Origin of the sequence: Nitrosococcus wardiae (assembly GCF_004421105.1) — a bacterium.
In the GTDB taxonomy this organism is placed as follows: Bacteria; Pseudomonadota; Gammaproteobacteria; order Nitrosococcales; family Nitrosococcaceae; genus Nitrosococcus; species Nitrosococcus wardiae.
In genome coordinates this window covers 3,418,574-3,444,815 of the sequence record NZ_CP038033.1, presented here as the reverse complement: position 1 = coordinate 3,444,815, position 26,242 = coordinate 3,418,574, and the positions used below count along the sequence as shown (strand labels likewise).

Annotated in this window: 21 protein-coding genes; 17 read left to right on the top strand and 4 right to left on the bottom strand. The window is 51.7% G+C overall.

The annotated features are described in order from the left end of the window. A complete protein-coding gene (locus E3U44_RS16230; RefSeq protein ID WP_134359145.1) occupies positions 1-4,500 on the top strand; it encodes an EAL domain-containing protein in 4,500 nt (1,499 codons plus the stop codon). 47 nt (positions 4,501-4,547) lie between these two features. Here E3U44_RS16230 and E3U44_RS16225 read toward each other — a convergent pair whose 3' ends face one another. Beyond that, complete coding sequence (locus tag E3U44_RS16225; protein WP_134359144.1) at positions 4,548-7,100, bottom strand: FtsX-like permease family protein; 2,553 nt, start codon at positions 7,098-7,100, stop codon at positions 4,548-4,550. Then, complete coding sequence (locus E3U44_RS16220) at positions 7,097-7,786, bottom strand: ABC transporter ATP-binding protein (protein ID WP_134359143.1); 690 nt, start codon at positions 7,784-7,786, stop codon at positions 7,097-7,099. Before E3U44_RS16220 ends, E3U44_RS16225 begins: the two co-directional genes overlap by 4 nt. Before the next feature lie 137 nt (positions 7,787-7,923). On the opposite strand from E3U44_RS16220, the gene E3U44_RS16215 reads away from it, so the two are divergent. The 3 genes from E3U44_RS16215 to E3U44_RS16205 are packed head-to-tail and all read left to right on the top strand — an operon-like array spanning position 7,924 to position 12,044. Further along, on the top strand, positions 7,924-8,391 hold the full coding sequence (locus E3U44_RS16215; RefSeq protein ID WP_134359142.1) for a nucleoside deaminase: 468 nt from the start codon (positions 7,924-7,926) through the stop codon (positions 8,389-8,391). Between the two features lie 18 nt (positions 8,392-8,409). Beyond that, positions 8,410-11,322 carry an FAD-binding and (Fe-S)-binding domain-containing protein gene (locus E3U44_RS16210; protein WP_240761583.1) on the top strand — a complete coding sequence of 971 codons (2,913 nt, stop codon included), beginning with the start codon at positions 8,410-8,412 and terminating at the stop codon, positions 11,320-11,322. Between the two features lie 41 nt (positions 11,323-11,363). Then, positions 11,364-12,044: a CPBP family intramembrane glutamic endopeptidase gene (locus E3U44_RS16205; RefSeq protein WP_134359141.1), complete on the top strand. Its 681-nt coding sequence runs from the start codon at positions 11,364-11,366 to the stop codon at positions 12,042-12,044. A gap of 139 nt (positions 12,045-12,183) precedes the next feature. On the opposite strand, the gene E3U44_RS19710 is transcribed toward E3U44_RS16205, so the two are convergent. Together E3U44_RS19710 and E3U44_RS16195 are read right to left on the bottom strand one after the other, a co-directional pair. After that, positions 12,184-12,528, bottom strand: coding sequence for a hypothetical protein (locus tag E3U44_RS19710; protein ID WP_206054819.1), 345 nt, complete (start codon positions 12,526-12,528; stop codon positions 12,184-12,186). Between the two features lie 12 nt (positions 12,529-12,540). Continuing rightward, positions 12,541-13,386: a tetratricopeptide repeat protein gene (locus E3U44_RS16195; protein WP_166805108.1), complete on the bottom strand. Its 846-nt coding sequence runs from the start codon at positions 13,384-13,386 to the stop codon at positions 12,541-12,543. Positions 13,387-13,865: 479 nt separating this feature from the next. On the opposite strand from E3U44_RS16195, the gene E3U44_RS16190 reads away from it, so the two are divergent. From E3U44_RS16190 to E3U44_RS16130, 13 genes are all read left to right on the top strand, one after another. Then, positions 13,866-14,720, top strand: a complete 855-nt coding sequence (locus E3U44_RS16190; RefSeq protein WP_134359139.1) for a helix-turn-helix transcriptional regulator — start codon at positions 13,866-13,868, stop codon at positions 14,718-14,720. 182 nt (positions 14,721-14,902) lie between these two features. Then, a complete protein-coding gene (locus E3U44_RS16185; RefSeq protein ID WP_134359138.1) occupies positions 14,903-15,094 on the top strand; it encodes a Flp family type IVb pilin in 192 nt (63 codons plus the stop codon). A gap of 93 nt (positions 15,095-15,187) precedes the next feature. Further along, entirely contained in the window at positions 15,188-15,712 is a 525-nt protein-coding gene (locus E3U44_RS16180) for an A24 family peptidase (RefSeq protein WP_134359137.1), read from the top strand. Between the two features lie 26 nt (positions 15,713-15,738). Next, positions 15,739-17,079 (top strand): AAA family ATPase, encoded by a 1,341-nt coding sequence (locus E3U44_RS16175; protein WP_134359136.1) that lies wholly within the window; start codon positions 15,739-15,741, stop codon positions 17,077-17,079. A gap of 50 nt (positions 17,080-17,129) precedes the next feature. Then, complete coding sequence (gene cpaB, locus E3U44_RS16170; RefSeq protein WP_134359135.1) at positions 17,130-17,927, top strand: Flp pilus assembly protein CpaB; 798 nt, start codon at positions 17,130-17,132, stop codon at positions 17,925-17,927. A gap of 125 nt (positions 17,928-18,052) precedes the next feature. Continuing rightward, positions 18,053-19,747 (top strand): type II and III secretion system protein family protein, encoded by a 1,695-nt coding sequence (locus tag E3U44_RS16165; RefSeq protein ID WP_134359134.1) that lies wholly within the window; start codon positions 18,053-18,055, stop codon positions 19,745-19,747. A gap of 13 nt (positions 19,748-19,760) precedes the next feature. Further along, positions 19,761-20,057 carry a hypothetical protein gene (locus tag E3U44_RS16160; protein ID WP_134359133.1) on the top strand — a complete coding sequence of 99 codons (297 nt, stop codon included), beginning with the start codon at positions 19,761-19,763 and terminating at the stop codon, positions 20,055-20,057. A gap of 34 nt (positions 20,058-20,091) precedes the next feature. Further along, positions 20,092-21,288, top strand: coding sequence for a TadE/TadG family type IV pilus assembly protein (locus tag E3U44_RS16155; RefSeq protein ID WP_134359132.1), 1,197 nt, complete (start codon positions 20,092-20,094; stop codon positions 21,286-21,288). 3 nt (positions 21,289-21,291) lie between these two features. Next, positions 21,292-21,759 carry a TadE/TadG family type IV pilus assembly protein gene (locus tag E3U44_RS16150; protein WP_134359131.1) on the top strand — a complete coding sequence of 156 codons (468 nt, stop codon included), beginning with the start codon at positions 21,292-21,294 and terminating at the stop codon, positions 21,757-21,759. 124 nt (positions 21,760-21,883) lie between these two features. Further along, on the top strand, positions 21,884-22,354 hold the full coding sequence (locus E3U44_RS16145) for a TadE/TadG family type IV pilus assembly protein (protein ID WP_134359130.1): 471 nt from the start codon (positions 21,884-21,886) through the stop codon (positions 22,352-22,354). 136 nt (positions 22,355-22,490) lie between these two features. Beyond that, entirely contained in the window at positions 22,491-23,678 is a 1,188-nt protein-coding gene (locus E3U44_RS16140) for a CpaE/TadZ family protein (RefSeq protein ID WP_134359129.1), read from the top strand. 18 nt (positions 23,679-23,696) lie between these two features. Beyond that, the gene (locus E3U44_RS16135) at positions 23,697-25,076 is read left to right on the top strand and encodes a TadA family conjugal transfer-associated ATPase (RefSeq protein ID WP_134359128.1); all 1,380 of its coding nucleotides are present in this window, start codon (positions 23,697-23,699) and stop codon (positions 25,074-25,076) included. A gap of 184 nt (positions 25,077-25,260) precedes the next feature. Further along, complete coding sequence (locus tag E3U44_RS16130) at positions 25,261-26,232, top strand: type II secretion system F family protein (protein ID WP_134359127.1); 972 nt, start codon at positions 25,261-25,263, stop codon at positions 26,230-26,232. Positions 26,233-26,242: the final 10 nt, after the last annotated feature.

Genomic DNA, 26,242 nt, shown 5'->3' with positions numbered 1-26,242 from the left:
GTGAGGCGATTGTTACGGATTTTTCGCGGACCAATAGGATTCCGTCAGCAGTTGGTACTCACTTTTACAATCGGAATCCTTTGCTTGGCCTTGCTTTCATCTCTCGCCATCTCAACCCTATCGAGTCGCACTGTTCGGACTACCCTGATCGAGCAAGGGCGTCGTGCTACTGAGACTTTTGCTGCCCAAAGCACGCTCGCCTTACTCTATCAGAGCGCTGATAATGCCAAGGAGGCAGCTCGTGCAACGCTAGCTTTCCCGGATATTCAAGGAGTGGCTATTTATGACTTGGAATATCAAATATTGCTTTCCAAGGGGCAAAAAGCTTTGCCACCCGGGGATGATGTACAGTGGCCGAAACAGTTGTGGCTAGAACAAGAAACAGAGAAAGCGTGGTACTTTGTGGCGCCAGTTTATACTCGTCAGGGGAATAGTGAACAGGAAGAATCACCCTTTGTCGCCAATCCCCCTGATCCGGAACTGATAGGTTTTGTCCGGGTAGTTATGGGCAAAGATACCTTAAAGACTTTAGCAACGGATATCTTACATGGCAATTTGTTGGTGTCCATCGTCCTCGCGGCAGTATTACTGTTTGTCTTGCTTGGGATTACGGCGCGGATAACCACGCCCTTAAGGAACTTAGCGGAGACCATGAGGCGGGCTCAATTAGGTGAGAAGCAAGTGCGCTCTGAGATGGACGGTCCTAAGGATATTATGGACATGAAGAGTGCCTTTAATACGATGATCACTGTTCTGGAGGCACGGGAACAGGAATTGAAAAGGGCTCGCGATGCTGCTTTGGAGTCTGCCCGCATTAAAGGAGAATTTGCGGCCAATGTCAGCCATGAACTTCGTACTCCTCTTAATGGAGTACTAGGCATGCTTGAGTTGTTGCGCAATATGGGATTGACCCCTAGGCAGCGAGAGTATGTTCAGGTGGCATGCAACTCGGGAGAGACCCTATTAGAACTTATCGGCAATATATTAGATTTCTCCCGTATCGAATCAGGAAGATTTAAGCTTGATCCGACTGATTTTTACCTCCAAGAAGTTTTGGATGATGTCATCGGCTTGCTTGCTGGCCAAGCCCAGCGAAAAGATCTGGATCTAGGTTATGTGGTGGCTAAGAATGTTCCTCCATCGCTACGGGGAGATGCGATCCGGATTCGGCAAATTCTTATCAACTTAATGGGCAATGCAGTCAAGTTCACCGAGCGAGGGGAGGTGTCAGCCGAGGTTCAGCTTGTTGAGAAAAAAGAAAAAAAACTAGTGCTACAGTTTGAAGTAAAGGACACTGGCATCGGTATTCCGATAGAGTTTCAAAAACACATTTTCGAAGCCTTCTCCCAAGCGGATAGTTCCACTACACGTAAATACGGAGGCACGGGCCTCGGTTTAGCTATCTGTCGCCAGTTAGTGGACTTAATGGGGGGAGATATTGGGGTAGAGAGCAAGTTCGGCGAAGGAAGCAGCTTTTGGTTTACTGTGCCATTGGAAGAAGCGGTGGCACCTCAAGAACGGCGGGGCCTTAATAGGGCGGAGGTGGCTGGATTGCGATTATTGATTGTGGATGACAGCACTGTGAGTCGCCGTTTTCTAGAGCAGACCTTTAGCTTTTGGGGAATGTACTATGGCAGTGCGGAGAATGGGCGGCAGGCCCTCAAGATGTTACGCAGTGCGGCAACTCAGGGTCGAGCCTATGATCTTGCCCTTATTGATGAAAATATGCCAGGCATGGAGGGCGTTGATCTGGTGCACCGGATTGCCGCAGATTCTCTCATTGCCTCTGTTAAAATCATACTGATGGGACGCCAGCGTCAGCCTGCATCTGATATCTCCCACCTACCGGATGTGGTGAATTATATTGCTAAGCCGGTGCAACAATCTCCCTTATATAATGCCATTGTGACTACGGTAAAACAAAGTGGCAAGGGACAACCCGAGTTTTTGCCTGCGGCAACGGAAGAACCGGTTTTTTCCGATTACTATATCTTGGTGGTTGAGGATAATCGGGTGAATCAGCAGGTGGCTGTTGGGATGCTAGAGCAGTTTGGCTGCCATGTGGAGGTAGCGGCTAATGGGCAAGAAGCATTGGAGCTGGTGGCCCGTAAATCTTACGATTTAGTGCTGATGGATTGCCATATGCCGCGGATGGACGGCTATGAGGCAACCCGCCGGATTCGAGCTTTGGAGGCTGGCAAAGTACAGGTTCCCATTATTGCCATGACCGCCAATGTTCGAGAGGGGGACAGTGATAAATGCCTCTCGGCGGGCATGAATGACTACTTGCCAAAACCTCTCCGGCTAAATTTATTGCGAGACAAACTACAGCATTGGTTGGGCTTACATTCTTCAAGCACAACTAGAGTAGACTTATCAGGTACTCAACTAGAAAGTCTGGATGATGAAGTCCTATTAGATCCAGAAGTATTTAATCAACTTCGCGCCAGTGTGGGTGATGCTTTTTCTAAAATGATTGAGGCCTTTCTTGAGGATACCCCTCTTTATCTGGACTTGCTGCGAAAAGCAATCATTGAAAACGGAACTAAGGAACTCAGGGATATGGCCCATAGCATTAAGGGCAGTGCTATGAATTTTGGAGCCGTCCGGCTTGCTTCGGTCGCTAAGCAATTAGAAGAGTTGGGGCGTTCCGGTTCCAGCAAAGGGGCTAGAAAGCTATTAACGGTGCTAATTTCGGAATACTCCCTGGTTAAAGAAGCCCTACAACAGGAAATTCAGCCCGAATCTTATGGCGCTATGGACAAGAGACCATCGCGGGTGCTCATTGTCGACGACGATCGGGCCATGCGTATGGCTTTGCGTAATGTTTTGGAAGAGGGAGGTTACCGGATTGAGGAGGCGGTAAACGGCGAGCAAGCGCTTGCATTTTGTAGACGGCAGATGCCGGATCTGGTTCTGATGGATGCGATCATGCCGGTATTAGATGGCTTTAAGGCCTGCACTCAAATACGAGATATGCCGGGCAGTAGGCACACGCCGATATTGATCATTACCGCTTTGGATGATGAGCATTCCATTGAGCAAGCTTTTTCCGCGGGTGCGACCGATTATATCCCCAAGCCATTGCATTTTGGTGTATTACGGCAGCGGGTGGCCCGCCTCCTCGATGCCAGCCGCGCTGAGAAACATGTTCATCAACTTGCTTATCATGATTCATTGACCGGCTTGCCAAATCGTACTCTGTTTCGGAAGCATCTTGAGAAGCTGTTGAACCGGGTTCGTTCCGGGAAAGGAATGTTTGCAATTCTGTTTCTTGATCTAGACCGTTTTAAACTCGTTAATGATACCCTCGGCCATGATGTGGGTGATTTACTGCTGAAAGCAGCCGCTGAACGCATTGTCCACTGTCTCCGCTCGGGGGATATGGTAGCCCGCTTGGGAGGTGATGAATTCACGGTGATCTTGGAAGAGATTAGTTCGTCCGAGGTTGCAGAAGGAGTGGCTACTAAGATTTGCGGCGTGCTTTCTAAGCCCTTCGCTTTCTTGGGACAGGAAATGTATATCAGTACCAGCATTGGCATTTCCCTCTATCCTCATGATGGCGAAGATATTAGTACGCTCACTAAACATGCGGATACTGCAATGTTCCGTGCTAAGGAGCAAGGCAATAGCTACCAATTTTATGAAGAGGGTATGGAGACGGCAGCCGCTAAGCGGTTAGCTTTGGAGGCGGCTCTCCGCCGGGCACTGGACCGAAATGAGTTTACTGTCTGTTATCAGCCGCAAGTGGATCTTAACACTGGAAAGCTCATCGGCATGGAAGCGCTCATACGTTGGCATCATCCAGAACGTGGCCTGGTCTCGCCATCCGAGTTTATCCCACTAGCGGAAGAGACCGGGCTTATCGTGTCCATCGGCAAATGGGTGTTGCGGGAGGCCTGTGTCCAAATGCAATCCTGGCTACGGCAAGGATTTGGACCTTTCCGTATGGCGGTGAATGTCTCGGGCCGAGAGTTGGAAAGGGAGGATCTGGTAGATAAGATTATAGCGGTACTGGAGGAAACAGGTTTGCCCCCAGAGCTGCTAGAGCTTGAGATCACTGAAAGCGTGGTTATGAAATGTGCCGATGCAGCAATACCTAAGTTCCGTCAGTTGAGAGAAATGGGGATTAAGCTGGCGATTGATGACTTCGGTACGGGTTATTCCTCATTAAATTATTTGAAACGTTTTCCCGTCGATACATTAAAAGTTGACCGCTGTTTTGTCCGCGACATCATGAATAATTCGGATGATGCTGCAATCATTGTCGGCATTATTGCGTTAGCCCATAGTCTGCGTTTGAAAGTGGTTGCCGAAGGGGTGGAAACCCATGAGCAGGAAACCTTCCTTAAAGAACACCACTGTGATTCGATTCAAGGCTTTTACCTGAGTCAGCCTTTATCAGCAAACAGGATTGAGCAAACAATTTTGCACCGGGATAGGAAAGAATATCCTCTTTCGTCAAAGGTGTATCCCCTCCGGGCAAAAGGGACAGTTTAGAATCGAGTTCTTGATTTCCCCCTCCCCTCCAAAGAAGGAAGTTGGTATTACTCCTCCCTTAGTCCCGCAGCCGGAATGGTGTTGGCCATTCGCCATGCCGGATAAATACCCGCTAATAAGGCTGCGATCAAGGCCAGCAGAATTCCCTGTAAGAGAATCTCAGGAGAAATGGCAAACTCCATACTCCAGCCAAAAGAGCGGCGATTAATCACGTAAATTAACCCCATGGCTGACAGCAATCCTAGGGGAAGTGCCAGTAGGCCACAAACTAGCCCCATAAGCCCGGTTTGTCCTGTTACTAACCACCATAGTTGCCGGGGGATGAGGCCCGTGGCTCGCAGTATTCCAAATTCCCGCGTGCGCTCCAATTGGAGTGCCATCAGCGCGCTAAAGATACCGGCAAAAGCCACCAGTCCAGCAAGTAGACGTACAACTTCAGTGATGGCGAATGTGCGGTCAAAGATCTGCAATGAAAGTTCGCGAATAGACCGGTTAGTGCTGATTTGTAGTTCATGTTCTGGACTGATTCTTTCCAGCAGGATTTGACGAAGTGATTCAAGGTCTCTATTGGGTTGGGCATAAATCCCAATGCCGGAGACTCCGCTATCGGACCAATAACGCTGGTAAGTGTGGCGGTGGATAGTTACTCCTCCCCGATCGGATCTATAACTGCGGTAAACTCCAGCTACAGTGAAGGTATGCTGGCCTCGATCAGTGCGCAGCCGGAGGCTTGATCCGGGTGAGAGATCATGATGATAAGCATAGGACTCAGAAACCAGTACGGCCTCTTCATGGACAAACGCCTCCCAGGCCTTTTCCGGATTCCCAGCCGTAAATTGAAAACTGGCAAAGCTCTGGGGGGCAGGTTCAAGAACAGCCACATCGGTCAACCCCTCCCTGTCCTCCAGCCTTACTCGGCGTATGGTGCTGATAGCGGCGACTCCTGGAATGGTAGTAATACGGTCAATCAAGGTCGAATCCAGGGTGCTGTTGGCAGGAGTTAAGCTAGAACCGGGAATAGAGACATAAAGGTCGGCTTGTAAGGTCGTGGAGAGCCATTGACTGACTGAAAGCCGGAAGCTATCAATCATGACGCCAATCCCTACCGTGGCAGAGATTGCCAAGGTAAGAGCAGCCATTGCCACGCCGGTTCGGCTGAGACTCGCCACAATGCCCCGAGCGGCCAATTGTCCTAGAGTCCCAAAGCTACGGCCCAGTAATGGCCGGGCCAGGGCAAGTAAGAACGTGCCCAAGGCCGGTACCAGCAGGGCACACCCTACTTGCAGTCCGGTCAGGCCCACAAAGCCTAGGAAGATGCTTTTACTCGGCATCAGGAGCAGCAGAGTCCCGGCGATTAATAGGCTCCCGCCTATCAGAGCACTTCCCTTCAACCAACGCCGGGCTTGGGCTTCCAAGGGGGAGCGGCGTAGGGCCGTACCCGGGGGCACCTGGGTCGCTTCCCGGGCAGGGACCAAAGTGGCCGCAAGGGTAGCGCCTAGACCTAGGGCGATGCCTTTAGCCAAGCTCTCCGAAGTGATAGACAAGTCACGGACCTGGAGGGCGAAGTAAAGATCATTGAAGGTTTGGCTCACCAGCCCCAAGAGGAATTCGCCTAGACCGATGCCCAGGAGTGCGCCCCCTACCGAACCTAGGGCGCCAAGAACGAGCGCTTCGCTGAGAAGCAGGAGGAAGATTTGTTTTCGAGCTACGCCAATAGCCCGTAATAGGCCAATGAGACGTCGTCGTTGCAACCAGAGAAAGGTGACCGTATTGTAGACGATAAAGCTTCCGACCAGTAGCGCCAGTAAGCTAAGGGCGGTAAGGTTAATTTGAAAGGCCCGGGTCATTTCCGTTACGGCCTGACTGCGGGCACTGGTTTCGATAAGCTCTGCCCCCGGCGGTAAGAGATTTTTTAGCCGTGTTTGTTGGGCAACCCCCGCTTTGCCAGAGGGCAAGATCAGATCAATACGGTTTAGTTTTCCCAGTAGGCCTAAAACCTCTTGAGCAGTGGCGACATCGGCCATGAGTAAGTCCGCAAGTCCCTCTTGAGCCAGATTGTCTCCTTGAAAAATGCCCGCCACTTTCAAGCTGAGGTTTCGGGTTCCGACCTGGACGGTGAATTGCTCGCCCTGTTGAAACCCTAACCGTTGGGCCGTTGCTTGTTCGAGTATGACCGTGCCGGGCTCCGTGAGCAGGGCTGGAATGTCGATTTCTGAACCCGTGCCTGTTCCACTCAAATAATCGCGGAACGGCTGCTCTGCAAAGGGATCGATACCCAGCAGCCGCAATTGCTGGCCCTTTTCACCCGTCAGGTAAACATTACCTTCTACAATAGGGGCAGCAGGCTTTACCCGGTGATGCAACCGCAGCCGGGTATAAAACTGTTCTGAAAGGCCATCGGGTCCGCCAATGATCTGATGGGTTGCTCGCCCTGCCACACTTTCAGTAGCTAATAGGAAGGTCCGATGAGCACTGCTATTGGCAAGGTCAATGGCAATGACAACGGCCACGCCAAGGGCAATACCTAGCAGTGCTAGGGCGATCTGCCAAGGGTGTTGTTTTAAACTGCGCCAGTTGGCTCGCCACAGCACCGGAATCATTGGGGGAGCTCCTCGGCGACTAATCCTCCTGCGCGTAACCGCAGAATGCGATCCGCTTGCCCGACCACTTCTGGGCTATGGGTGACCATGATGAGAGTTTTGCCGGCTTGTTTGGTGAGACGGTCTAAGAGGGATAAAACCCGTTGTCCGGTTTCCAGATCCAGATTCCCCGTGGGTTCATCAGCCAGTATGAGCAAGGGATCGTGGACTAGGGCTCGGGCGATGGCCACCCGCTGTTGTTCGCCACCGGAGAGTTCATCTGGAGAGCTTTGAGCCCGTTCTAGGAGGCCGACTTCCTGGAGCAAATTTCGGGCGTGAGCGCGCTCAGCGGGACTATTGCGACCATTAAGCTCCAGTGGCAGCAGCAGATTTTCTTCTACAGTCAGGGTGGGGATGAGATTGAAGAATTGAAAGATGAATCCAATATGGCGTCGGCGCAGCAAGGTCCGATCTTCTTCGGAGAGTTGCATTAGAGATATCCCATTGATTTTCACTTCACCGGTGCTGGGAAAATCAATGCCCGCAATAAGATTGAGGAGGGTGGATTTACCCGAGCCGCTGCGCCCAAGTAGAACCACGCATTCACCCTTTTGCACAGTGGCGGTGAGCCCATGGAGTACCCGGTGCTCAGTCTCGCCTTCCCAGTAAGATTTGCTAAGGTTAAGGAGTTCTAATACTGCCGTCATTTCAAAATTGCTCTAGGGTCCTACTAGCGGAAGTGCTTATGCTTACTCTAACAGTAAATTAGACTTGTGGTTGAGTCGTCGCCTTAATTAACCTTTCCTCCCGCGGCTGAAGTCGCGGGTTTTTTTGCGGAGGATTTATGAATCCAGAGTTCATGGCAGAGGCAATTAGGTTAGCAAGTCAAGGCATGGGCGATGATCTTGGAGGACCTTTCGGGGCCCTGGTAGTTCGTGATGGGGAGATACTGGGGCGCGCTTGTAATGGGGTCATTAGGTTGCGTGATCCCACCGCCCATGCGGAAATTCAAGCCATTCGGATGGCTTGTCAGAATCTTAATCATTTTCATCTCGAGGGTTGTGCTTTATATTGCAGTTGTGAACCTTGCCCCATGTGCTTGGGGGCTGCTTACTGGGCCCATCTCGATGGTATCTACTATGCCGCTAGCCGAGAAGATGCAGCCAGTATTGGTTTTGCCGATGCCGCAATTTATGATGAACTCTGCCTTGAGCCGAGTAGGCGTCATATTCCCATGATCCAACTTATGCGGGAAGAGGTTCTCGATGTCTTTCGGCGCTGGAAGGAAAAATCGGATCGAATCCTTTACTGATAGAGAGCAATAGGGAGCATGATGCCTCAATTAAGCAGTAATTATTCCTTCCAAGAGCTTTCAAAAGCAATCCAGGGGGAAGTGCTGACCGATCGTTTGAGCCGGATGCTTTATGCTACCGATGCTTCTCCCTATCAGCAACTCCCCTTGGGGGTGGTTCGCCCTCGCAGTGTTGAAGATTGTGTGGTGCTGATAGATTTTGCTAACCGTCACCGGATTTCCCTGATTCCCCGTGCCGCGGGTACTAGTTTGGCAGGCCAATGTGTGGGTGAAGGGTTGGTGGTCGATGTTTCTCGGCACTTGACCAAAGTGTTGGAAATTGATGTCCAGGGTCGCCGGGCGCGGGTACAGCCGGGAGTGGTTTTAGATGGCTTGAATGAGCAGCTTCGGCCCTCAGGCTTGATGTTTGCACCGGACCCTTCGACGAGCAGCCGTTGTCAGATAGGCGGCATGATGGGCAACAATGCTTGGGGTCTGCACAGCCTCCGCGATGGGACGACTCGGGACCATGTGCTTGCGGTTAAAGCGGTCCTTAGTGATGGCAGTGTAGTTGGCTTTGGACCGCTAAGCCCCGGCGAATTGGAAGCGAAACTGGCGCTGAATTCCCTGGAAGGGAAGATTTACCGTGCCGTGGTTGAGGCTGTGGAGGAACAGCGGGAAGTGATCTTAGATCGCTATCCCAGTACCCGCGGGATTCCTTGCAATCAGGGTTATCCTCTGGACCTATTAGCCCAGGGGCAACCCTGGGTGAGCGATGGTCGGCCTTTCAATCTAGCGCCTTTTTTCTGTGGTAGCGAGGGGACCTTGTCACTGGTTGTTGAAGCCACCTTAAAACTGGTCCCTCTGCCAAAGGAGCGGACCCTCATTGGGGCTCACTTTAGTAGCCTTGAGGGGGCCTTGGGGGCAGTGGCCATGGTGCTAGAGCACCAGCCGGTGGCGGTGGAGTTATTGGATAAAACGATATTGGATTTGGCCCGAAGTAACCCGGAGCAGGCAAACAATTGTGCCTGGATAGAAGGGGCGCCGGCGGCGGTGCTGCTCATTGAACTGGAAGGTGATGGGGGCCAATTGCAGGGGCGGGGGGAGGCTTTAGCGGGAGCCTTGGGTGGGGGGAATGGCTGTTATGGGGCGCCGGTGCTGCCATTCCCGGAACAAGCATGGGCAGTGCGCCGCGCGGGTCTGGGGTTGCTCATGGGGGTAGCGGGTAAACGTAAGGCCGTGACCGGTATTGAAGATACTGCGGTTGCCGTGGCGGATTTACCCCAATATGTTATCCAGGTGCGAACTTTAATGGCCCGCTATCAGGTTGATTGTGTGATTTATGGATCGGCAGGGCGGGGGTTGTTGCACTTGCGGCCCAAGTTAGATCTGGAGCTGGTGGAAGATCAAGCCCGCTTTCAATCCATCATGACTCAAATGGTGGAACTGGTGAAAGCGTTTAGGGGGGTTTTTTCCGCCAAACATGGTGACGGACGGTTACGGGCCTCGTTTCTGGAAACCCTCTTGGGCAAGGAAATTATTGCCCTGCTGCGCCGCATTAAGCAGGCGGCCGATCCCCACCAGTGCTTCAATCCTGGCAAAATCCTGGAGCCTCCCCCCTTGCTGGACTCCCTCCGCACCCAGCAGGAAACCCCTCTAGGACCTACGTTGTCGTTTCTAGATTGGAGCAAAGACCAAGGCTTACGGGGCGCTGGGGCCCGCTGCAATGGGGCGGCCGTCTGTCTCAAAGGGGCCGGTCAGGGAACCATGTGTCCCTCCTATAGGGTGACCCAGGAAGAGCAGCATGGTACCCGGGGCCGGGCCAATGTTTTCCGGCAAGTGTTGGCTTCGCCTGGAGGGTTGACAGGTAGAGATAGCCCTTTGCTTAAAGAGGCGCTGGATCTATGCCTGGCTTGCAAGGGGTGTAAGACTGAATGTCCGGCTGGGGTTGACATGGCGCTCATGAAGGCAGAATTCCTACAGCAATACCAGAACCGCTATGGTCTTCCCTGGCGCGCTCGGGCGTTGAGTCAGTTCCAACGTTTGGCCTGGCTAGGCTCCTTTCTGCCCGCCGTGGCCAATGGACTATTGGCTTTGAAGTGGCCTCGGCGAGCATTAAAGCTGCATCCTCAACGCCAACTTCCCACCCTGGCGCATCGAACCTTTAGTTCCCAGCTTCGAGACCGCTCTCCCCATGCTCATGGGGGGCATCTTGGCGAAGTGGTGCTGATCAATGATCTCTGGACCGAGTTCTTTGCTCCCCAGATTGGGATGTCGGCCGTCAATTGCCTAGAGCAACTGGGATATGGAGTCACCGTGACCCCCTGGTTGTCGTCAGGAAGGATTCAGCTCAGTCAGGGGTTGTTGACTCACGCCCAGGAGCGGTTTCAGGAGGCGATTACCGTCCTTTATCCCTATGCCGCCGAAGGCAAACCATTAATTGGGTTGGAACCGTCGGAGTTGTTGACATTCCGGGATGAAGCTTTAGTTTTGTTGCCCGTGGGCGAGAGCCGCCGTCGGGCTGAAGCCATTGCGGGCAAGGCCCAGTTATTCGAAGAGTTCATGGCCCGGGAAGCGGCCGTTGGACATATCCATCCGTCATTTTTTGATGATCGAAGCCGCCGTATTTTGGTTCATGGCCATTGTCACGGCAAGGCCCTTGCTGGAATGCAACCCCTTTTAGATACGCTAGCCTTGATGAGAGGAGCGGTTATCGAAGCTATTCCTTCGGGTTGCTGCGGGATGGCGGGAGCTTTTGGCTATGAACAGGAGCATTATGAGTTGTCGTTGCGTATTGGTGAGCTGGTGTTATTGCCGGCGGTTCGCCGGGCCCCAGCGGGCACATTGGTGTGTGCACCGGGCATCAGTTGTCGGACCCAGATCAAAGATGGTACCCAAGTCCTGGCCTATCATCCTGCGGAGTTGTTGCAGAAAGCGCTTCTCTCTGTTTAGCGGTTGTTTTACAGTTTAAAAAACTTAGGTAGAGTATTGGCATGAACCGGCGGCAAGCATGGGTGGATATTATTCTTGCCCTGATCTTAGTGGGGGTGAGTGGAGTAGCTATTGGGCTAATGGGCGCATTGATGGCCCAGCATCAATTTTCCTTGCTATTGATATTGCAGGGAGTGGTCATTCTCCTCGGCTTACGCCTCCTGTTGGCCATGCGGGGGCAGAGTTGGCGGCACCTTGGATTACAAGCAATCACTTTTAAGGATCTGGGCCGGACGCTGGTAGGGTTGTTCAGTTGTATTGGCGCCAATATGGTGCTGACAACGGTGATATTTATGATTGACCCGCCATTACTCAAGCAACATATGAGTCAGCTTAAAGTGATCGCCACTTACTTGAGTGGTGAAATACCCTTTGCCGGAATTATCGCTATGATGTTCTTTGTGGGGGTGTATGAGGAAATAACGGCCCGAGGTTTCCTCCTGACTCGATGCCGGACTGCATTGGGAGGCCGATGGGGGCCCGTATTGTTATCCTCCTTTATGTTCGGATTAGGTCATCTCTACCAAGGATGGATCGGAGTAGCGCAAACGACTCTGTTCGGCATTGTGCTTGCCGCTTTAACGATACGGTGGGGAACCCTGTGGCCGGCAATTTTTGCCCATGCCATACTCAATACCTTTTCCCTTGTGGTTCTAGAACGGCTTGCTGAGCAAGTACCGTAAGTTTTTTTAGCACTCATCCCCGCCGATGCCTCTTCGTGCCCACAGCGCATGGGGCTGATCGGCTCGTAGGGGTGGTTGAGCAATGTGAAACCGACCGCATTCTTCTCAAGCTTTTTGCCGAGATATCTAAATGGCCGGGTTATTGTTTTGGGGGCGCATAATAATCCTTTTCATAGTGCCCTAGAGGCCTTTTAAAAGTGAACTCGGCAGGGGCCACGACTAAGGTTTGACCTGTCACTTTAAACGCCTCTCTATCCGCTATGCTGGCGAGGGCAGTGAGAGGACTGATCCCAATAAAAACTGCCGTTCCCACAATCGTCCCCACAAGCCCTAGAGGACGAAGAATTAAAACCTCTGTCAAGGCTTCTGATACTGTCCATCTAGGTTCTTCGATGTTTTCTTGAGAAAAAGCAGGACCAGTGGTGGTCAATACCAAAATGACGATTAACATCAAAGCGAGTTTTTTTCTTATTTGCCCAGACATGATTATTCTCCTCTATCCGTTTGCTTTAAGAAGGGCCTGAATTTTCTCCAAGTTGTCATTGGCTTCTGGATAATAGGTGGGTGAAGCATGGATGGCTTTACGGAAATATTTTTCAGCGGTTCGATGCTCGCCCTCCATCATCAGAATATACCCGATATGGTAGAGGGATTCGGGTTCATCCATAATGTTTTGGAAAGCGCCTGTGGCTTTATCATGATGGCCCTGACGTACGTAGATAAGACCCAGATTAGCCCAGGCCTTTTCATAACGAGAATCTTTGGCCAAGATTTTTTCAAAAAAAGAACGGGCCAATTCCCAATCCCCCGCAAGATAATGGGAATACCCGAGATTGTTGAGTAACAAGGGAAGTCCTGGTTTGATTTCCAGGGCGGCTTGGTAATGTTGCTGTGCAGTGACGTAATCCTTGCGAAGATCAGCAATCACCCCCAGGCCATTATGGGCCCGCCAGCGTTTTGGATCTATTTTAACCGCGGCTGCGAATTTATCCTTCGCCAACTCAAACTCCTTTTTATGGAGTTGCAATAATCCGAATCCTTCCAATGCTCCGGCATGATTCGCTTTTTGTTTTAGCGTGTCCCGATAAGCTTTCTCGGCTAGTTCCGTATTTCTTTTTTCCCGGTGTATGGTGGCTATTTTATAGAGGGCATTAATATTTTCTTGATCTAAGGTTAAGACCTTGACGTAATGAAATAAGGCCAGATCCCTATTGCCTGCCTTGAAGGCTTGGTCGCCAGTCTCTATCGCTTTTTGAACAGCTTGGGGATCGGGGGCAGCGGCATCCCTATTCTCAGGAGGAGGCTTGGTGGCAGTGGCGCAACCCAAAAGTGAGGTTGACAATGCTAGCAGCATTATCTGTACGAGTAATCTCATTCCTTGTGGGTATGGTTGAGAATCTAGGCTATCCATTTTTTATCCTTAGCCGATTTCATGGGAGAAATGGAATGTAAGTCTCTCAGTGAAAGTTTTTAAGTAGTTCTGAAGCGAGCCGGTGGCGTAGAGCCAGGGGACAGGGAAGTCCCCGCCAACCCTTTTTTCAGGGAGGAAAAACGGGTTGGCGGAACACTACCGGCTCGTTCCTAAAACACTTCATATTTTATTCATAGGTACTTAACTATTTTTACAAAGGGTGATGTCTTACTCATATCGGCAGCAAGAAGCGACCTATTAGCCCTTTCGTGCGCACGCTACTTGTTGCCTCTCTCTATGCCTAGTCCAGCTCCAAGCTACCCCGATTTTTAAGAATGTTAAACCTCAAGGCCAAGGTGCCGAAACATATAGGGAGATTAATCACCGTATGAAAAGATTTCGGAACCAGCATGAGGAAGGAAGCATCGGCTTCAGAAAGGTTAACCCTACTTTTAATCGATCTGAGGCAGCAGAGGGGAGAGCTAACGTCACCTGATGGCAAGTCTGATCTCCAGCATATCCTGGAACAGCAGGCGGTTGTGCATCATATTTCTTGGACGGGGGATATCCCCAAGAAGATAGTGGAGACGGCAGCTCAGGTCTTTTTTTTCGAATACGATTATCCCGACATTGCTAGGCTTTCATTCCTCCAGCAGACTAAGCTCCACTATCCCTCTATCCCTATTATCTTGGTCACGGAACAACATTCCGAGGCATTTGCTGTCTGGGCGTTTCGTTCGCGGGTTTGGGATTATTTTGTAAAGCCCCTGGTAGTCGACGATATTCTGCACTGCATGGAAAGTCTTGAGCTTGTAGTTGCAGAGCGGCATCGAGGAATGTCCAGGAAAGCGATTTTACCCCCCCATTCCATACCTACCGATGCCCGTTTCCGACCTTCGTCGCAAAAAAAAAACGCCATTAATGCGGGCATCTCTTATATAGAAAAGCATCTCCATGAGAATATTTTCCAATCCCAAGTAGCCGAGCTTTGCGGCATGACGCCTTTTCAGTTCAGCCGCTATTTCAAGCAAGCCTACGGCATGACCTTCCAAGAATTTGTTATCCGCCGGCGGATGACCGAGGCCGTGCGCTTACTTAAAAATCCGAGCGCCTCGGTTACGGATGTTTGCTATACCGTGGGCTTCCGGGATCTGTCTTATTTTACCCGCACCTTTCGGCGTTATGTGGGCATGACTCCTTCTCGCTATAAGGCCGATCTGGAGAATTTGCATACTTCCTTGTCTTCTTCCTCCCAAGTTTCCTAGGTTGTCACGGTAAAAGCAAAACAGTTCTAATCAATCGCAAGATTTTCATAACACTTAAATCGCCTCTGTCCCATAATGTTTACCAAGACAACGGTAAACAACACAACCAATTTTACATCAACCTTACCGCTGTCTGGGATGAGTTTGAGTTAACAAAATTTATAACGATGGAGGAAGATACCATGAGCAATCTGACCCAAAAAATCCGTTCTTTCTTGCGCGATGAAGAAGGCCTAACCATGACCGAATATGCGGTGGCAGGTGGTTTGGTCGTAATGGGTGCTGTTGGAATGTTCTCACTGCTGGGGAAGAATATTAGCGCCAGAATCAATGAAATTGCCCAGGCTGTCAGCGGTACCGCAGCTACTCAGTAATTGTTGGCAGGGAGGGGGCTCAGTTCCCCTCCCTGATTCTTTCTAGGACATCTCACTTTAAAAATTTATTCATTCTCTTTCGAGGTAAAACCCATGCTTACCTCTATCAGTTTCACCGCTTTTAGTGTCTTAGTATGGCTGTTAATTGCCACTAGTTATATGGACTTGAAATCTCATCGTATCCCCAATGTTTTAACTTTCGGCGGCGCTTTGTTAGGACTGGCATTACAAACCTGGTTTTTAGGTTTGGAGGGATTGTTTTCCGGCCTGGGAGGATTGACTCTCGGTTTGTTGCTGTATCTGCCTTTTTATCTGCTCGGCGGCATGGGGGCAGGGGATGTAAAACTCCTGGCGGCGGTGGGCGCCTTTCTGGGGGCCAAAGGCATATTAATGGCTGCCATTTTCAGTCTCTTTGCCGGTTCATTCATTGGCATCGGGGTGCTCATTGCCCGGGGTGTTTTTTTGGAAGTCTGGCGTCCCTATGCCACCACGGCCAAATTTCTGCTGTTGGCGGGAACCTATATTCCCCCGCAGACCAACAGGAATTTGAATACCCGTTTTCCCTACGCCGTGGCCATTGCGGCGGGAACTTTGGGTGCGGTCTTTTTATTGGCGTAGGGTGAACACTCAATGAGGTGATTTTTGTGGACACATTGGCACGACACATTTCGGAACAGCCTTCCATGGACCCCATGGAGATGAAATTGGCCGCCCTAGCTCCTCGTCCCCGGACGGTGGAGGAGACGGGCCTCAGCCAGAATCTTTTGGCAGCGCTGATCGCCAAGCACCTTTACGATGGAGGCGTCAGCACCCTGCGGGAGTTGGTGGCGAGAACCCTGTTAGCCGGATCGATTTTGGAAACGGTGTTGGCCCTGATGCGCAGCGAAGCCTATGTGGAAATTCGGGGCAGCGTGGACGGAACCACCGCCTTGCGCTATGGGCTCACGGATCGGGGCCGGGCTTTTGCCCTGGAGTCTTTGATGAAAAGCGGTTATCTGGGACCGGCCCCGGTACCGTTAACCCAATATATTCAGGTCGTGCAGGCCCAAAGTGTCCATCATCATCAGGTCACCCAGGCCCAGATGCAGTCTGCCTTTGCTGAGATCGTTATCGGCGATCATCTCTTAAATCAGCTGGGTCCGGCCCTGCATTCCGGGCGGGCCATTTTCATCTACGGTCCTGCCGGTACGGGTAAGACCTATATTGCCCAGCGCTTGGCTTGGATGCTCGGCGATCCGGTGCTAATTCCCCACGCCATTGCGGTCGGCGATACCCCCATTCAGCTCTTTGATCCCATCTTCCATCAGCCGATTAAAGATCCTGAGGGAACTCCCCATGCACTGTTCGAGCAAGGGTACGACCCCCGCTTTATCCTCTGCCAGCGTCCTGCCGTGCTCACGGGGGGGGAGTTAACCCTGGATATGCTGGAAATCAGCTATGAGGCGTCCACTAAAGTCTACCAAGCGCCGCTCCAACTCAAAGCCAATAACGGGATCTACCTCCTTGATGACTTGGGCCGCCAGCGGGTGGCGCCGATAGATTTATTTAATCGCTGGATTGTTCCCATGGAAAGCCAACAAGACTATTTGAATTTGGCCTCGGGCAAGCGCTTTCCCGTGCCCTTCGATGTGATCCTGATTTTTTCCACCAATTTGGACCCCAGCGCCCTCGCTGACGAGGCCTTTCTCCGCCGCCTGGGCTACAAAATCCGCTTTGGGGAATTAAATGCGAAAGAGTATGCGGCCATCTGGCGTCAAGTCTGTGAAGCGCGGGGCATCGAGTTCGATGGGGAAGTGTTGAGGTATGTGCTAGAGGAACTTTATGGCTCCAGCCATCGGCCGCTGCTGCCTTGCCATCCACGGGATTTGCTGTCCATGGCCTTGGATCAAGCCTGCTACTTGGGGGGTTCCAAGCAAGTGACCAAAGCCATGCTGGAGCTGGCTTGGCAGAGTTATTTTGTCGGACTAGAGAGTGACAAAAGCTAATTTACGGAGACTGCGATGGGGTTATCGTCAGAATCAAATAGGAGGTCAACATGATCAAGCGTAAGAGTTTGATGCTATTTTTCATCGCCATCGTCCTGGGGACCGGTGCCACTTGGATGGCCAATCAATGGCTCCAGAAGCGAATGCAGCCTGGGCCGGTAGAAGTGGTGTCTCCAGAGACTGCTTCCGTCGTGGTTGCTGCCCTGGAAATACCCTTTGGACAGAAAATCGAGGCGATGCACCTAAAAGTTGTTTCCTGGCCTGCCGATAACGTGCCAGAGGGGATATTTCATGAGGCATCCGCCGTGGAAGGCCGAATTGCCAGTCAAAAAATTTATCCAGGCGAGCCGATCATGAAGGATCGGGCGGTGGAGCAGCTTGGCGGTAGCACCTTATCGGCCCTTGTTCCCCGCGATAAACGGGCGGTGACCGTGCGTGTCAATGACGTCATCGGTGTGGCGGGTTTTCTTTTGCCCGGCAATCAGGTGGATGTCCTGTCCTCACGTAAAATTGATAGAAGTAAAAACCAAGTTCAAATCGAGACTATTTTGCAAAATTTAAAAGTCCTGGCGGTGGATCAAACGGCCTCCCAGGATAAAAACCAGCCCCTGGTGGTGCGCGCGGTGACCCTGGAAGCCGATCCGAAGCAAGCGGAGAAGCTATTTAAGGCGACCGAGGAGGGGACCATTCAACTGGTTCTGCGTAACCCGCAAGATGTTGCCCTTATCAAAGATCCTGAACCGGTAAAGGTGGCCAAGAAAACCTATTCTAAAGCACCGCAACCTGTTTCCGATTCGGTCACCGTGATCCGGGGAACCCAGGTGGATATCTCCAAAGTCAGGCTTTAGCTTAAGTCTTGGAAGGAGCAGGAACGCTTGAGGTTTTTTAAATAAGCAGGGAAATCTAAAGAGATTAATTTTGCCGCCGAACGATTAGCCAGCGACTTATATCTATAGAAAGGAGAATCCTCAGCATGTCCCCGCAAAAAAATCATTTTGTCGTTGGCAATCACCAATCCTGGCTATGCGGTAGCTTATTGCTCGCCATTAATCTTATTATTTTTTTCAGCCTTACTTCCCCTGTTTTGGCGCAAACCTCTCCCTTGACCCCACGACAGTCGGAGAATCTGATTATTCAATCCAATATCGATGGCGACTTTCAAGTGCCTTTATATAAGTCTGGGGTGATTGAGCTTGAAGAAAGGGCAAAGAGGATCTCTGTGGGTAACCCGGGTATCGCCGATATTCTCATGCTCCACAGCCGTCAATTGTATGTGGTGGGCAAGGCGCTCGGCACCACCAATGTGGTGGTTTGGGATAACAATGAACGGGTTTTTGCTTCCTTCAACATCGAGGTCGTCCATGACCTGGATATGTTAAAACGTAAACTTCATCGGTTGTTGCCCGGTGAAGTGATCGAAGTCCATTCCGCCCAAGAACGGATTATTCTCAGCGGGCAGGTCTCAAGTGTGGTGAAGATGAAGGCGGCGGAGGATTTAGCCCAAGGGTTTTTACCCGAATGCATCAGTGCCGAATCGAATGTCCTAGTGCGGGATACCACCCAAGGAACCCCCATTATTATTCAACAAGGTGAGGGTGGACGCGGCGCTAGTGGGGCTAACCAGGAGGGCTGCAAGAAAGGCAGTGTCGTTAATCTGATGCAGGTAGGCGGCGCCCATCAGGTGATGCTGGAGATTAAAGTCGCTGAGATTGCCCGTACGGTCCTGAAACGGTTCGACTCCAATTTTAATGTCTTTAGCTTCGACAGCCCCTGGAAGTTGGGTGCTAACAGTGGAGGGGCTTCCTTTCCCAACGCTTTGACCCCCAGCGGCAATGAGGTTCCCATCTTAGGTTCTCTCAATGGAGAGGATAGTCCCATTGGCCCGGTGGTTGATCTCTTTCAGCCGAACACTCCGGGAATACAAGATAAGGGGGTCTTTCTGAGCTACCTGAGTAGCAAATTCTTCCTGGAAGCGGTGCTGGAAGCTTCACGTCAGAAAGGGCTCGCCAAAGTCTTGGCGGAACCCACCCTCACTACGCTGACGGGTCAAGAAGCTCAGTTTGTCTCGGGAGGAGAGTTTCCCATTCCGGTTCCCCAAAGCGGTATTACCGGCAATGTGACCATTGAGTTCAAGGAATTTGGCGTGATCGTCAAATTTTTACCGCTGGTTTTGGATTCTGGCCGCATCAATCTTAAGCTCAATGTGGCGGTGAGCGAATTGTCTCAAGACGTCCCGGTCACCGTGGGAGTCCAAGGCACCGAAAGCACCTTCGTGATTCCTTCGCTGACTAAGCGCAGTGCCAAAGCCACCGTGGAATTAGCCGATGGTCAGACTATCGGTATTGCCGGATTGATTAACGATAACCTTCGGGAACTCGTGACTAAGCTTCCAGGCCTGGGTGATGTGCCGATCCTGGGCGCTCTATTCCGGAGCCAAGAATTTATGTCCGGCCAGACGGAACTGGTGATGTTCGTCACTCCCCATTTAGCCCGTCCCATTTCACCCCAGCAGGTCAAACTGCCCACGGACAGTTTTGTCCCCCCTACCGATCTTGAGTTCTATCTAATGGGCAGAATGGAGGCGCGGGAAATGTCGAACTCCTCCCCATCTTCTCAGGGCATTATTGATATTGGCCCCGAGAGTCACCGTTTTGGCCACCAGTTGTAAGGAGCATGCCCCGATGCGAGCAAACCTGATAAAAGTCTTTTGTTTTTCCGGTGGAATTCCCCTGGTGCTACTGCTCGGTTGTACCAGCACTGATCCGGTGCGTGTCGAGCAGGACTTTGGCAATTCAGTACGCAATATGATCCAGGCGCAAATCTACGATCCGGAGGCCGCCCGTAATCCTCCTGTAGATCCGCCGGCTGCACTGGATGGCGCCAAGGCGGGGGAAGCCTTGAAAGAATATCGCCAGGATGTGGGCAAGCCTAGCAAAGTGGAAAAAGAATTGCCCTTAAATATCCTCATCGGCCAGTGATCGGTACTGTTATTTGTGAATATGAGGGACTGAAATGAACGCACTGTATGCTATGCCCCATTCCCAGCGGGGGGTGACTATGGTTCTGTTCACTGTGGGCATGATCGCTATTATCGGCATGGCCGGGTTGGCGTTGGATATGGGGCATGCTTACCTGAATAAAACCCGTTTGCAGAATGCTTTGGATGCCGCCGCCCTGAGCGGTGCCAAGGTCCTGAACGATATGCATGATGTGGGTCAGGCCACCGCGGCTGCTTTAACCACCTTCAATATGCATCTTGAGGGTGAACTAGCGGATGCCGGTTTGGTTCCCACGGTGGAGGTTTCTGAGACCTTGTCTCCTTTTGTTCCCGGGGGGATCAATCCCCGTTACCTCCGGACAAGGGTGAATGACTTTCCCATGCAGGTCTGGCTGGCCCAGGTGCTCCCTGGGGTCGGCAACACTCAATCGGTAGGGGGAAGTGCGGTTGCGGGTCCCATCCCCCTAGGGCCTAAGAAATGTGATATCGCACCTATGGTTCTCTGCGCCGATCCAGGGGATACGGATTGCTCCGATGGGAATTGCTTTGGTTATTCCATGGATGGAGAGGAAGAACAGACTCTCAAAACCCATTCGGGGAACAGTAGTGATTGGGAAGTGGGGCCCGGTAACTTTCAGTTGATTGAGCTGGATTGCGGTCCAGGCGGAGATTGTGTTCGGGACGCCCTCTCTGGTGAATACGAAGGTTGTATTGAAGGGGATAGTGTCACCACCAAACCGGGGAATACCGTAGGCCCTGTGGCCCAGGGATTTAATACCCGTTTTGGTATTTATCAGGGGGGCATGTCTTCGAGTGAGGCCCCTCCTGATGTGGTGACTTACAGGGATTTTGATTCTTCAGGTAACTACTTTTGGCATGAAGGCTACTTGAGCCGCCTGCAGAACGGGCCTTGGGACTACAGTCCCCAGCCGGAGGGGATGGGTGTTCCCCAACGCCGAATATTGGCCGTGCCCTTTGGCAACTGCACCGGCACCACGGATGGGAGAGGAGAGGTGGAGGTGTTGGGTTATGGTTGCTTTTTCATGACTCGGCCCACTTCCCACTCAGGCAACACCCAGGAAATCTATGGACAGTTCATCGCCGAATGTGAGGCCGATGGTAGCGTCATCGAAGCTCCGCCCATCGATGACGATGACTTTGATCTGTACAAAATCGTCCTTTATAAGGACCCGGATAGCCAAGATTCGTAAGCCATGATGAGACCACCCTGTGATTCAACTAAAACCAGGCAACGGGGCATTGCGGCGACTGAGTTTGTCATCGTGCTTCCTGTGATTTTGCTGCTGATGCTGGGGACGGCCGAGCTAGGCCGTGCCTTTTACCAGTACAACACCTTGACTAAAGCCGTGCGGGATGGGGCGCGATACCTGGCCGACAATGCTATTAAGGGGGCGACGGGGGTGATTGACATTGATGCGGCGACTGAGGCGGAGACCAAGAATTTGGTGGTGTATGGAAATACGACGGCAAGCGGTAGTCCGCTCTTAGAAGGGTGGTCGCCGGCAGAGGTTACCGCTGCTGGGTTTGATGCCGCCCATGTCCGGGTCAGCGCTACTTTTGCTTTTAAACCGATGTTTTCAAGGATACCTGCGTTTGGGTTGGGTGAGGACATTGTGCTTGAGCTCAACTTCCAGGCGGCGACGACCATGAGAGCCTTATAAATCGCTGCTGTCAGGCCTGGGTTTGTGATTGCTAGGTTGAGAGGGCGCAGAGCAAAGCAATGCGTCCCTATTACACAAGAAAATGGGAATATCGGCTAACAGGATTGCTAGTTAAGAGGGTTTTATGAAGACATCACAGCAAGGAATGACCACGGTGGAGTTTTCGCTTATTGCTGGCTTAGTCATGATCGTGCTATTTGGGGTTATCGAAGTCGCGCGGGCATTTTTCGTCTGGAACACCATTGCCGAAGCAACGCGGCGTGGGGCGCGAGTTGCCACTGTCTGTCCCGTCAATCATCCTGCTATCGCTCGCATTACTATCTTCGGCGAGCCAGATGGGGGAGATTCCAGCCCCATTCTCAGCGGATTGTCAGCGGGCAACGTGACCCTCAATTATCTTGATAATGGGGGTGTGGCCACGGCAACTTTTGCCGATATCGCTTATGTACGAGTTGGCATCACTAATTATCAGCATACTTTACTGATTCCCTTTGTGGGGCAAACCTTGGAGGTGCCTGCCTTTAGCACCACACTCCCCGCTGAAAGCCTGGGCTATATCCCCGATCTAGGGACCCGAGAATGTTTTGGGGTTTAAGCGTCGAAGAAGCACAAGGAAGTGCCATGCCCCTCCAGCGAGGAGGAAACAAGGCGAGTGCGGCTGTCGGGAACAACCCAGCGAGGCTTAGCCGCAAACTCCAAGCGAGGAATTAAAGGTCAGGAGCAGACACTGAATGAGAAACAAACCCATGATACTTGTTGCGGGGCGGGATAAACAGCATCTACAGGCGATGGGACGTTTATTTCGTGACCCGTCAGAGCTACAGGTGCGCATTCACCATATCGAAAATGGCCATGCGGATCCCTTATATGGAATCACCGCCCAACCCGATATTCTTTTGCTGGTCCTGAGTGCTGCTTGGGAAGAGGAGCTGCGTGCCCTTAGAATCCGCACGGCTTCCCAAGGCTTGCCGATGATTGCCATCGGACCGGCGGGAAATACCCAAGTCATGCGAAGAGCAATGCAGGCGGGGGCCCGTGACTTTTTTACCCATCCCGCACCGCCAGAAGAATTATTGGCTTCCACATTGCAAATTGCGAAAGAGCTTCATTCGCCGGCCGTAACGGGGCAAGGCGTGCTGACGGCGGTTATCAATGCGACCAACGGATCAGGGGCGACGTTCCTTGCCTGTAATATTGCCCATATGATGACTGTCCACTCCAGGATCAAGGTGGCTTTAATGGATATGGACCTCCAATTTGGCAATCTTCCTCTCTATCTGGATATGAATATTCGCAACAGCCTCTCAGAGGTGTTTGCTGCGGTAGACCAACTCGATGGGGTTGCTCTTGAAGGCTATATGGGAAAACACCCTAGCGGGTTACACCTTTTGGCCTCCGCCTCTGAGCAAGTATTACTGCCCTGGGAAATCTCTGAAAAAGATCTCAATCGTCTCCTGGATGTCTCCCTCCAAGCTTATGAGCATGTCGTAGTCGATTTGCCCCGGCAAATCGACTCCTTGACAAGCACGGTATTGGAACGGGCTCATCATGTCATCATCGTGATGCAGGAGAGTTTAACTAGCATCCGCGATGCCAAGCGGCTGCTACAAATTGTCCAACGGGATTTGGCGGTATTGGATGAAAATATCTATGTGGTGGTGAATCGCCATCAAGATAAGAATGCGATTAGCTTGGCTGATCTGAGGGATGCCTTGAAGATTTCGAGTTTTTTGCTCATCCCCAATGATTTTAAACGAGTCATGCAATCCATTAACACGGGTGTTCCCCTTTTTGAAAGCGAAAGGAATGCGGCCATTACCAAAGCCGTCCTCAAGGTGGCGGTGAAGCTCAGTGGTCAACCCCAAGCGCAACCCCAAAATATATTGCGAAGGGCGCTATCGTACTTTCTGCCACATTAGCTTGAGGGTATTTAGTTTATGAATTTAAAGGAAAGAATGCGTAACGCGGGTTCGCAAGAGAGTTTGGTACAGGCGAATACTCCTTCGCTGGCAGCTGACGATCAGGCCCATGCAAAGGAAACGGCATCTGCCTTAGAAAGAGAATGGAAGCATCATATCCACCAGAAACTTCTTAAAGTCATCGATCTTTCTTTAGTCACCGGACTTGAGGAAAAACAGGCGCGCACTCAGATTCGTGAGGTGGTTAACCGCCTCATGATAGAGGAATCCGTTCCCCTGCCTGCTGCTATCCGGCAGCGGCTGGTGACCCAGATCGAAGATGAAGTTCTGGGATTAGGACCCTTGGAACCCCTGCTGGCTGACCCGAGCGTCTCCGATATCCTCGTCAATGGCCACCATTCAGTCTATGTGGAGCGGCAAGGAAAAATTGAGGGTACTGAGGTGCAGTTCAGGGATGACGCCCATCTGAGAAATATCATTGACCGCATTGTTTCCAATGTGGGGCGCCGCATCGATGAGTCTTCTCCCATGGTCGATGCCCGCCTGAAAGATGGTTCTCGGGTGAATGTGATCATCCCCCCATTGGCGATTGACGGTCCCATGCTATCGATACGCCGCTTTTCCGTGTATCGCCCCAGCACTGAAGATCTGATTGAGTATGGGACCCTTACTGCCATGATCGCAGAGGTCATCAGCGCGATTGTGAAGGCGAGGTTAAATGTTTTGGTCTCAGGCGGCACCGGATCGGGTAAGACGACCTTGCTCAATGTGCTCTCTGGATTTATCCCCCATAATGAGCGGATTGTGACTATCGAGGACTCGGCGGAACTGCAACTGCAGCAACCCCATGTGGTGCGACTGGAGACACGACCGCCCAATATTGAAAACAAAGGGGAGGTGACACAACGGGATCTTGTCCGCAATAGTCTGCGCATGCGTCCGGATCGAATCATTGTGGGGGAGGTGCGCGGGGCCGAGGCTTTGGACATGCTGCAGGCGATGAATACGGGTCATGATGGGTCACTCACAACGATTCACGCCAATACTCCTCGCGATGCGCTTTCCCGCCTTGAAACCATGATCACGATGGCCGGATTTAATCTGCCTATTCGCGCCATGCGTGCGCAGATGGCTGCTGCTATCCATATTGTCATCCAGCTCGAGCGGATGGAGGATGGGAAGCGCAGAGTGGTTAGCCTGCAAGAGATCCAGGGCATGGAGGGCGACGTGATCACCATGTCAGAAATCTTCAAATTTCATCGCCAAGGTATCGACAGCGATGGCAATGTGCAAGGCCGCTTCCAATCCACGGGACTCGTGCCTAAGTTCCATGAACGTTTGCGCCAGCGAGGAATTGAGCTCGATTTTGATCTTTTCGATCCTGATCGTCAAGTGTAAATACCTATGAATAAAATGTGAGGTGTTTTAGAAGCGAGCCGGTAGTGTTTCGCCAACCCGTTTTTCCTCCCTGAAAAAAGGGTTTGCGGGGACTTCCCTGTCCCCTAGCTCCACGCCACCGGCTCGCTCCAGGAATACTTCAAAACTTTCACTGAAATACTTAATTAAGGATAGGGTATATTCTATGGTCGGTGACCAACTGATCTTTTTGATTATGGTGTTTCTGGCGGTATTCCTGCTTGCCACCGCTATTATCGTCCCCACCTTTGGAACTTCAGCCCAGGCGGCGAAAAATCTGCGGCGGCGTATTCAGGGAACCATAGAGACACTAGACCCCGCGGCGATCTCTCTGTTACGGGAGAAAAGCTTTCATAAGCTCTCGCCCCTTGAGCGCTGGATAGAAGGGCTGCCAGGAATGGCGCGGCTGAGTCTGCTTATCAAGCAATCGGGCCGGGAGACCGCCGCTTACCGGGTCGTATTATTCGCTTTTGGCCTGGGTATGGGTTTCGGATTGCTGGTGTGGGCTCTGTCCCGGTCCCCACTCTTGGGATTGCTGGTGGCCTTCGTGAGTTTCATTTTTCCTATCTTAAAGATTCGCATAGAGCGGGACAAGCGGATAGGCAAATTTGAGGAACAGTTACCAGAGGCCCTTGATATCATGAGCCGGGCGATGAAGGCGGGATATCCTTTTGCTGAAACATTACACGTCGCCTCAGAGGAAATGCGAGATCCTTTGGCCAAAGAATTTCGCACCACGTTTGCGGACATCAACTACGGCATGAATATCAAAATCGCATTCCTCAGCCTATTGCAGCGGGTCCCTAGCATGAGTCTGATGGCTGTGGTGACTGGAGTCTTAGTGCAGCGGGATACGGGCGGTAATTTAGCGGAGATCCTGGAAAAGATCGCCGCAGTCGTGCGAGGACGATTTCGGTTTCAGCGCAAGGTACGGACCTTCACGGCAGAAGGGAGGATTTCCGCTTGGGTCTTGACTTTAGTCCCCTTCGTTCTGTCAGCGGCACTTCATGTGACCAACCCTGAATACCTGCCTATGTTGATAAAGGAACCCTTGGGTCGAACCCTAATCCTGTTGGCTTTTATTAATATCATGGTGGGTGTTTTTTGGATGCGGCGTATTATCCGTATCGATGTTTGAGGGTCCCCCT